We start from the raw sequence: 9,277 nt of genomic DNA on the forward strand, positions 1-9,277 counted from the left end.
AGCAATAAACAGCCCCCCGCACGACCATCTGTCATCTGCCGCAAATGCCCGGTTTTATTGACTTGAAGGTCAGCGCAGAAACACCCCCCGATCCCTGTGGGAGCTGGCTTGCCAGCGATGGCGTCGCATCAGTAAAAAGAGAGGGTGACTGACCCTCCGCAATCGCTGGCAAGCCAGCTCCCACAGGGTTTTTCATCGACCTCAGGTTCCGGTTGTACCTTGTGCGGCGCCACCTTCGAGCTTGCGCCACAACAGGCGAACGTTGGCCTTGCGCACCAGCGCGCAACGATACAAACGAATTTCCAGCGGCACGTGCCATTGCGGGCCGCCACAGACCACCAGTTCGCCGCGCGCAAGTTCGGCGCGCACACTCAGCTGCGGCACCCAGGCGATGCCCAGTCCTTCCAGCGCCATGCTCTTCAGGCTGTCGGCCATCGCGGTTTCGTAGATCGTGGTGAAACGCAGTTGACGCTGGCGCAGCAATCCATTCACCGAGCGCCCGAGAAACGCGCCAGCGCTATACGCCAGCAACGGCACACTCGCCTCGCCTTCCAGATCGAACAGCGGCTTGCCCTCGGCATCCGCCGCGCACACTGGCAACATTTCCGTCTGGCCCAAATGCAGCGAGGGGAAAATCTCCGGGTCCATCTGCATTGCCGCGTCCGGGTCGTAGAACGCCAGCATCAGGTCGCAGCCGCCTTCACGCAACGCATGCACCGCATCGCCGACGTTGGTTGCGACCAACCGGGTGGCGATGTTCAAGCCTTCATTACGCAACTGCGCGATCCAGCGCGGAAAGAAACCCAGTGCCAGCGAGTGAGCGGCAGCCACTTGCATCACTTCGCCCTGCCCGCCTTCCAGATGATGCAAATGGCGCAGCACTTCACCGAGCTGTTCGACCACGGTGCGCGCGGTGACCAGAAACAATTGCCCCGCCGCCGTCAGTTCGATCGGCGTGCGCGAGCGGTTGACCAGGGTCAGCCCCAGCGCCGCTTCAAGACTGCGGATCCGCCGACTGAAGGCAGGCTGAGTCACGAAGCGTCGTTCGGCTGCCTGCGAGAAGCTGCGGGTGGCGGCCAGAGCACTGAAGTCCTCGAGCCATTTGCTTTCCAGATTCATCACGTCCTCCCGGACACGCACCAAAACAGGTCACACGTCTGCCGCACACGCGGCGTCACATGGGCATTATGCCGAATGTGCATAGGGCAGTGCTTAACAGCATTGGCCCAAAATTTCCCACAAGCCTAGCATTCGCAGCGTTCCGGCATAGACCGGGTCCATATCGAGATGATTTCTATCATGTCCTCCGCTGCATCTTTCCGCACAGAAAACGACCTGCTTGGCGCCCTCGAAGTACCGGCTCAAGCGTATTACGGCATCCAGACCCTGCGAGCGGTGAACAACTTCCGTCTCTCCGGCGTTCCGATTTCGCATTACCCGAAACTGGTTGTCGGCCTGGCAATGGTCAAACAGGCCGCTGCTGACGCCAACCGCGAGTTGGGTCACCTGAGCGAAGCCAAGCACGCTGCCATCAGCGAAGCCTGTGCCCGATTGATCCGCGGTGATTACCACGAAGAATTCGTGGTCGACATGATTCAAGGTGGCGCCGGTACTTCCACCAACATGAACGCCAACGAAGTGATCGCCAACATTGCGCTCGAAGCAATGGGTCACGAGAAAGGCGAATACCAGTTCCTGCACCCGAACGACGACGTCAACATGGCGCAGTCGACCAACGACGCTTACCCAACGGCAATCCGCCTGGGTCTGCTGCTCGGCCACGACACCCTGCTGGCCAGCCTCGACAGCCTGATTCAGGCGTTCGCGGCCAAGGGCAAAGAATTCGATCACGTCCTGAAAATGGGCCGTACCCAACTGCAAGACGCTGTGCCGATGACCCTCGGTCAGGAATTCCGTGCCTTCGCCACCACCATGGGCGAAGACTTGGCCCGTCTGAAGACGCTGGCCCCGGAACTGCTGACTGAAGTGAACCTGGGCGGTACCGCGATTGGTACCGGCATCAACGCCGACCCGCGTTATCAAGCGCTGGCTGTTCAGCGTCTGGCCCTGATCAGCGGTCAACCGCTGGTTCCAGCGGCCGACCTGATCGAAGCGACTTCCGACATGGGCGCCTTCGTGCTGTTCTCCGGCATGCTCAAGCGCACCGCGGTCAAGCTGTCGAAGATCTGCAACGACCTGCGCCTGCTGTCCAGCGGCCCACGCACCGGCATCAACGAAATCAACCTGCCAGCGCGTCAGCCAGGCAGCTCGATCATGCCCGGCAAGGTCAACCCGGTCATTCCGGAAGCCGTGAACCAGGTGGCGTTCCAGGTCATCGGTAACGACTTGGCGCTGACCATGGCAGCCGAAGGCGGCCAACTGCAGCTGAACGTGATGGAGCCGCTGATCGCCTTCAAGATTTTCGACTCGATCCGCCTGCTGCAACGCGCCATGGACATGCTGCGCGAGCACTGCATCGTCGGCATCACCGCCAACGAAGCGCGCTGCCGTGAACTGGTCGAGCACTCGATCGGTCTGGTCACTGCACTGAACCCGTACATCGGCTACAAAAACGCCACCCGTATCGCCGGCCTCGCCCTTGAAAGCGGCCGCGGCGTACTGGAACTGGTGCGCGAAGAAGGTCTGCTCGACGAAGCCATGCTCGCCGACATCCTGCGCCCGGAAAACATGATTGCTCCGCGTCTGGTTCCGCTCAAAGCCTGAGCCGACACGTTACTTGTAGCACCGCTCACCAGGTCGAGGGACTAGACACCTCTCACCTTTTGAGGGCTTGGGGATTTAGTCCCCAGGCCCTTTTTTTTAACTTCTTTGCGGGCAGGACGTTAAATGGTTTGTGAATTTGATACCGCCAAGATCGCAGCCTTCGGCAGCTCCTACATTGATCAGGTCAACCTGGGGTTATTTGCGCAGGGCGGCGATGGCGTCTACCGATTCGCGGATCAGCGCCGGGCCCTTATAGATGAAGCCGGAGTAGATCTGCACCAGGCTCGCACCGGCAGTGATCTTCTCGGCAGCATGCTTTCCTTCGGTGATGCCACCCGCCGCAATGATCGGCAACCGCCCGGCCAACTCACCCGCCAGCACCTTCACGGTATTGGTGCTCTTCTCACGCACCGGCGCGCCGGACAAACCACCCGCCTCGTCGCCATGCTCCATGCCTTCAACGCCGACACGGCTCAGGGTGGTGTTGGTGGCGATCACCGCGTCCATCCCGGTTTCGATCAGCGCCTGTGCCACCTGCGCGGTTTCTTCATCGGTCATGTCCGGGGCAATCTTGATCGCCAGCGGCACATGCTTGCCGTGACGCAAGGCCAGTTCGGCGCGGCGCGTGGCCAGATCCGCCAGCAATTGCTTGAGCGAATCACCGAACTGCAAGCTGCGCAGGCCCGGGGTGTTCGGCGAGCTGACGTTGACCGTCACGTAACTGGCGTGGGCGTAAACCTTGTCCAGGCAGATGAGGTAGTCGTCAACCGCGCGCTCGACCGGCGTGTCGAAGTTCTTGCCGATATTGATACCGAGCACGCCTTTGTATTTCGCCGCAGCGACCCGCGCCAGCAGGTTATCGACACCGAGGTTGTTGAAACCCATGCGGTTGATGATTGCTTCGGCTTCCGGCAGGCGGAAGATCCGCGGCTTCGGGTTGCCCGGCTGCGGACGCGGGGTCACGGTGCCGATTTCGACAAACCCGAAACCCAGCTGCGCGAAGCCGTCGATGGCGGCGCCATTCTTGTCCAGACCGGCCGCCAGACCCACCGGGTTCGGAAACTCGAGGCCCATGACCGTCACCGGTTTCTTCGCCGGCGCCTTGCACAGCAAGCCGTTGAGGCCCAAACGCCCACCCGCGCCGATCAGATCCAGCGACAGATCGTGGGAGGTTTCCGGGGAAAGTTTGAACAACAGCTGACGGGCCAGGGTGTACATGGGCGGCGATGACTCGGGCGGCGAAAAGAGGCGGCGATTATAGCCGGGCATCGACCTGCCGCGCGAGGCGCACGCGCAAATCGCCGCGACTGGCATATGCCTTGCACCTTCATGGTTATCAGCTTGCAGGCCAATGGCGGCGTGCAGGCAAAGGACAATGGCGTCGTCCCGGGTTTTGCCTGTGCAAAGTCTGCGGCGGCGCTTTTTTTTCGAGGTAACGCTGGATGAATGAACCTTCGGTAGGGCCGCTGGCCTGGGTCAATGGCAGCGATGCCCCGGAAAAGACCGCGATCAACCTTGGCTTCATGGCGCTGAGCGATTGCGCCTCGGTGGTTGTCGCTGCCACTCAGGGCTTTGCTCAACCTTACGGGCTAACGCTGAATCTCAAGCGCCAGGCTTCGTGGGCGAATCTGCGCGATAACCTGGTCAGCGGCGAACTCGACGCAGCGCACAGCCTGTACGGACTGATTTACGCCGTGCACCTGGGCATTGGCGGCGTCGCCCCGACCGACATGGCGGTGCTGATGGGCCTGAATCAAAATGGCCAGAGCCTCAACCTTTCCCATGGCCTGCAACAGCTCGGCGTGACCAGTCCTGAAGCGCTGGACCGCCACGTGCACCAAAGCCGCGCAAAACTGACCTTCGCGCAAACCTTTCCCACCGGTACTCACGCGATGTGGCTGTATTACTGGCTGGCGAGTCAGGGCATTCATCCGCTGCAGGACGTCGACAGCGTGGTGGTGCCGCCGCCACAAATGGTCGCGCACTTGCAGGCCGGGCGCATCGATGGCTTCTGCGTCGGCGAACCGTGGGCGGCCAGCGCGGTGCAGCAGGATCTCGGTTTCACCCTCGCCACCAGTCAGACCATCTGGCCTGATCATCCGGAGAAAGTCCTCGGCTGCACCCGCGCATTTGTCGAGCAATACCCGAACACCGCGCGGGCACTGGTGATGGCGATCCTCGAAGCCAGCCGTTTCATCGAAGAAAGCCCGGAGAACCGCCGCGGCACCGCGCAATTGCTGAGTGCGCCGGAGTACCTCGACGCGCCGCTAGCCTGCATCGAGCCGCGTTTTCTCGGCGACTATGCCGATGGCCTCGGCAATCGTTGGCAAGATCCGCACGCGCTGCGTTTTCACGGCAAAGGCGAAGTGAACGTGCCATACCTGTCCGATGGCATGTGGTTCATGACCCAGTTCCGCCGCTGGGGCTTGTTGCGTGAGGATCCGGACTACCTCGCGGTGGCCGGTCAGGTTCAGCAGCTTGATCTCTATCGCGAGGCCGCCACGACGCTCGGCGTTGCCGCGTGGGGCAGCGACATGCGCAGCAGCCAGTTGCTCGACGGCAAGATCTGGGACGGCAGCGATCCCGCCGGTTATGCGCGCAGTTTCAAGCTGCACGCGATGAGCGACGACGTCGCCCTTCTCGCCCGCCGCTGACAGGAGACCGCGAACATGTTGCGCATTCTGCTGATCAACGACACGGCGAAAAAAGTCGGACGCCTGAAAGCCGCGCTGACCGAGGCCGGTTTCGAGGTGATCGACGAATCCGGGCTGACCATCGACCTGCCCGCGCGCGTCGAAACGGTGCGCCCGGACGTGATCCTGATCGATACCGAGTCACCGAGCCGTGATGTCATGGAGCAAGTGGTGCTGGTCAGCCGCGACCAGCCTCGGCCGATTGTGATGTTTACCGATGAACATGATCCGGGCGTGATGCGTCAGGCGATCAAGTCCGGGGTCAGTGCCTATATCGTCGAGGGCATTCACGCCCAGCGTCTGCAGCCGATTCTCGATGTGGCGATGGCCCGTTTCGAAAGTGATCAGGCCTTGCGTGCGCAGTTGCAGGCGCGAGACCAGCAACTGGCCGAGCGCAAGCGCATCGAGCTGGCCAAGGGGTTGTTGATGAAGATGAAGGACTGCAATGAGGAAGAGGCTTACACCTTGATGCGGCGCCAGGCGATGAGCCGGCAGCAGAAATTGATTCAGGTGGCCGAGCAGATTATTGCGATGAGTGAGTTGCTCGGCTGAGATTTTGCTGAGCGTGCACCTGCCTCATCGCTGGCAAGCCAGCTCCCACAGAATTTGTGAACACCACAGAACCTGTGGGAGCTGGCTTGCCAGCGATTGGCCGCACCTCGGTCTCAACCTGTTGGCACAAATCTCGCTATGTAAAACGCACAGGTAACCAACGGCGGTTGCCCCACCCACGACAAAGACGTCGCTCACCCGTTCGCCCAACCGGCGCATCAGGTAGCGGCGTTTTTGCGTTTTGGCCCCACAGACCGGGGCCGGTGGTGCGGCCGTGGCGGCGCCCCACCTGCTGTTGCATGACTCCTTTCGAGACTCTTTTCAGCTGAGGTGCGCGATGAATTCAAGCTTTTGGAAATCCGGCCACACCCCGACACTGTTCGCGGCCTTCCTCTATTTCGACCTGAGTTTCATGGTCTGGTACCTGCTCGGCCCTTTAGCGGTGCAGATCGCCGCCGACCTGCACTTGACCACGCAACAACGCGGCCTCGTCGTCGCCACGCCGATCCTCGCCGGTGCCGTACTGCGCTTCATCATGGGTATGCTCGCCGATCGACTGTCGCCGAAAACCGCCGGGCTGATCGGCCAGGTCATCGTGATTTGCGCGCTGTTCGGTGCCTGGAAACTCGGCATCCACAGTTATGAACAGGCGCTGATCCTCGGTCTGTTCCTCGGCATGGCCGGCGCGTCGTTTGCCGTTGCACTGCCACTGGCCTCGCAATGGTATCCACCACAGCATCAGGGCAAAGCCATGGGCATCGCCGGCGCGGGCAACTCCGGTACGGTATTCGCCGCGCTGCTCGCGCCGGTACTCGCCGCCGCGTTCGGCTGGAGCAACGTTTTTGGCTTCGCACTGATTCCATTGATCCTGACGTTGGTGCTGTTCGCCTGGCTGGCAAAAAACGCACCTGAGCGCCCGAAAGCCAAGGCCATGACCGACTACTTCAAAGCCTTGGGCGACCGTGACAGCTGGTGGTTCATGTTTTTCTACAGCGTGACCTTCGGCGGCTTCATCGGTCTGGCCAGCGCCCTGCCCGGCTACTTCAATGATCAATACGGTTTGAGCCCGGTGACAGCGGGTTACTACACCGCCGCCTGCGTGTTCGGCGGCAGTCTGATGCGGCCGTTGGGCGGCGCATTGGCTGATCGCTTCGGCGGCATCCGCACCCTGCTGGCGATGTACACCGTTGCGGCCATCTGCATCGCTGCCGTCGGCTTCAACCTGCCAAGCTCTTACGCGGCACTCGCCCTTTTCGTCTGCACCATGCTCGGTTTAGGGGCAGGCAACGGTGCGGTTTTCCAACTGGTACCGCAGCGTTTTCGCCTGGAGATTGGCGTGATGACCGGGCTGATCGGCATGGCCGGCGGCATCGGCGGTTTTGCCTTGGCCGCTGGCATGGGCGCGATCAAGCAAAGCACCGGCAGCTATCAACTGGCCCTGTGGTTGTTCGCCAGCCTCGGCGTGTTGGCGTGGTTTGGCCTGCACGGCGTCAAGCGTCGCTGGAGAACCACTTGGGGTTCGGCGGCGGTGACGGCGGCGCGGGTCTGAATCTTCGATGGCCCTGCAACTGAGCTTTGCCGAAGCCAGCGCCACCGGTCCGCGCGCGGAAAATCAGGACGCTCTGCGTGCGGTCACTCCGGTTCCGGCGCTGGCGGCGAGCAAGGGTTATCTGTTCGCCATCGCCGACGGCGTCAGCCAGTGCGCCGATGGCGGCCTCGCCGCGCGCTCGACCTTGCAGGCCCTGGCGCTCGACTACTACGCCACGCCGGAAACCTGGAGCGTGGCCCAGGCGCTGGACCGCTTGCTGCTCGCGCAAAATCGCTGGTTGCAGGCCCATGGCGGCGGTCAGCCGCTGCTCACCACGGTCAGCGCATTGGTCATGCGCGGTCGGCGCTTCACCCTGGCCCATGTCGGCGATTGCCGGGTGTATCGCTGGCACGCCGACAGTTTGCAGCGGATTAGCGAAGATCATGTCTGGGAGCAGCCGGGCATGCAGCATGTGCTCAAGCGTGCGCTCGGCCTGGATCAGCATCTGGTGCTGGATTTTCTCGACGGCGAACTGCGCGAAGGCGAAAGCTTTGTGCTGCTCAGCGACGGCGTCTGGTCGACGCTGGGCGACACCGCGATTGCCGCTATTCTGCGCGACCAGCCGGATCTCGACAGCGCCGCACAGACGCTGGTGAACGCCGCGCATCTGGCTGGCAGTCAGGACAATGCCAGCGCTTTGCTGGTGCGGGTTGATGCTGTCGGTGAGGCGAGCATCGGCGATGCACTGATTCATTTACAGCAATGGCCACTGCCGCCACCGCTGAAACCCGGTCAGGCAATCGAAGGCTGGCAAGTGCAAGGCATCGTTGCTCAGAGCCAGCAATCGCTGCTCTATCGGGTGCTGGATGGCCAAGGTCAGACGTGGCTGTTGAAAACCCTGCCCTTGCGTCTCGCGCAGGATCCGCAAACCGGACAAGCGTTGCTGTCGGAAGAATGGTTCCTCAAGCGTGTGGCCGGACGACATTTTCCTGAAGTCCACCCGTGCAGCCAGCGTCAGCATTTGTACTACGTGATGCGGGAATATTCCGGAAAGACTCTGGCGCAGCTCGGGCCATTACCCTTGGCGCAATGGCAGGACATCGCCGAGCGCTTGCTACGCGCGGTCGGCCTGTTGCATCGGCGGCAGATTCTGCATCGCGACATCAAACCGGAAAACCTGCATTGGGGTGACGATGGCGAACTGCGCCTGCTGGATTTTGGCCTGGCGTATTGTCCGGGGCTGTCCGAAGACGCGCCGTCGACGTTGCCGGGAACCCCGAGCTACATCGCCCCGGAAGCGTTTCGCGGTGATCCGCCGAGTGCGCAGCAGGATTTGTATGCGGTCGGCGTGACCCTGTATTTCCTGCTGACCGGGCATTTTCCTTATGGCGAGATCGAAGCGTTTCAGCGCCCGCGATTTGGTGTGGCGGTGAGTGCCAATCGTTATCGGCCCGATCTGCCGGAATGGCTGGCGCAGAGTCTGGAGCGCGGGGTGGCCGCTGATCCGCAGCAACGGTTTGAAACGGCTGAAGAATGGCTGCTGGTGCTGGAACAGGGTGAGCGGCGCAGTTTGAGTGTGCGGCCTCGGCCGTTGCTTGAGCGTGAGCCGTTGACGGTCTGGCGGACGGTCGCGTTGGTGGCTTTGTTGGGGAATCTGGTGCTGCTGGTTTTGTTGCTTCATCAGCGCTGAAAAGATCGCAGCCTTCGGCAGCTCCTACAGTTGATTGCGTACACCTGTAGGAGCTGCCGAAGGCTGCGATCTTTTGATCCCGCGCTCCAA

Annotated in this window: 7 protein-coding genes; 5 read left to right on the forward strand and 2 right to left on the reverse strand. The window is 61.8% G+C overall.

Features of this window, described 5'->3' with window-relative positions:
- Nucleotides 1-201: 201 nt before the first annotated feature.
- Nucleotides 202-1,119: a LysR substrate-binding domain-containing protein gene (locus EJA71_RS16220; RefSeq protein ID WP_158958423.1), complete on the reverse strand. Its 918-nt coding sequence runs from the start codon at nt 1,117-1,119 to the stop codon at nt 202-204.
- A 180-nt stretch (nt 1,120-1,299) separates the two neighbouring features.
- Between EJA71_RS16220 and EJA71_RS16225 the strand changes: the two genes are divergently transcribed.
- Nucleotides 1,300-2,724 (forward strand): aspartate ammonia-lyase, encoded by a 1,425-nt coding sequence (locus EJA71_RS16225; RefSeq protein WP_158958425.1) that lies wholly within the window; start codon nt 1,300-1,302, stop codon nt 2,722-2,724.
- Nucleotides 2,725-2,919: 195 nt separating this feature from the next.
- Here EJA71_RS16225 and EJA71_RS16230 read toward each other — a convergent pair whose 3' ends face one another.
- Complete coding sequence (locus EJA71_RS16230) at nt 2,920-3,942, reverse strand: quinone-dependent dihydroorotate dehydrogenase (protein WP_158958427.1); 1,023 nt, start codon at nt 3,940-3,942, stop codon at nt 2,920-2,922.
- A gap of 224 nt (nt 3,943-4,166) precedes the next feature.
- On the opposite strand from EJA71_RS16230, the gene EJA71_RS16235 reads away from it, so the two are divergent.
- From EJA71_RS16235 to EJA71_RS16250, 4 genes are all read left to right on the forward strand, one after another.
- Nucleotides 4,167-5,378, forward strand: a complete 1,212-nt coding sequence (locus tag EJA71_RS16235) for a CmpA/NrtA family ABC transporter substrate-binding protein (protein WP_158958429.1) — start codon at nt 4,167-4,169, stop codon at nt 5,376-5,378.
- A gap of 15 nt (nt 5,379-5,393) precedes the next feature.
- Nucleotides 5,394-5,969, forward strand: coding sequence for an ANTAR domain-containing response regulator (locus tag EJA71_RS16240; protein ID WP_007916390.1), 576 nt, complete (start codon nt 5,394-5,396; stop codon nt 5,967-5,969).
- Between the two features lie 337 nt (nt 5,970-6,306).
- Entirely contained in the window at nt 6,307-7,518 is a 1,212-nt protein-coding gene (locus tag EJA71_RS16245) for a NarK/NasA family nitrate transporter (RefSeq protein WP_158958432.1), read from the forward strand.
- 7 nt (nt 7,519-7,525) lie between these two features.
- Nucleotides 7,526-9,187 carry a bifunctional protein-serine/threonine kinase/phosphatase gene (locus tag EJA71_RS16250; RefSeq protein ID WP_158958434.1) on the forward strand — a complete coding sequence of 554 codons (1,662 nt, stop codon included), beginning with the start codon at nt 7,526-7,528 and terminating at the stop codon, nt 9,185-9,187.
- The last annotated feature ends 90 nt before the right edge of the window (nt 9,188-9,277 follow it).

Origin of the sequence: Pseudomonas sp. PB106 (assembly GCF_009764645.1) — a bacterium.
Classification (GTDB): domain Bacteria; phylum Pseudomonadota; class Gammaproteobacteria; order Pseudomonadales; family Pseudomonadaceae; genus Aquipseudomonas.

What these genes read in the sequence shown, in the direction of transcription:
- EJA71_RS16220 (WP_158958423.1), bottom strand. Translation starts at nt 1,119, where the DNA reads ATGAATCTGGAAAGCAAATGGCTCGAGGACTTCAGTGCTCTGGCCGCC.
- EJA71_RS16225 (WP_158958425.1), top strand. Translation starts at nt 1,300, where the DNA reads ATGTCCTCCGCTGCATCTTTCCGCACAGAAAACGACCTGCTTGGCGCC.
- EJA71_RS16230 (WP_158958427.1), bottom strand. Translation starts at nt 3,942, where the DNA reads ATGTACACCCTGGCCCGTCAGCTGTTGTTCAAACTTTCCCCGGAAACC.
- EJA71_RS16235 (WP_158958429.1), top strand. Translation starts at nt 4,167, where the DNA reads ATGAATGAACCTTCGGTAGGGCCGCTGGCCTGGGTCAATGGCAGCGAT.
- EJA71_RS16240 (WP_007916390.1), top strand. Translation starts at nt 5,394, where the DNA reads ATGTTGCGCATTCTGCTGATCAACGACACGGCGAAAAAAGTCGGACGC.
- EJA71_RS16245 (WP_158958432.1), top strand. Translation starts at nt 6,307, where the DNA reads ATGAATTCAAGCTTTTGGAAATCCGGCCACACCCCGACACTGTTCGCG.
- EJA71_RS16250 (WP_158958434.1), top strand. Translation starts at nt 7,526, where the DNA reads ATGGCCCTGCAACTGAGCTTTGCCGAAGCCAGCGCCACCGGTCCGCGC.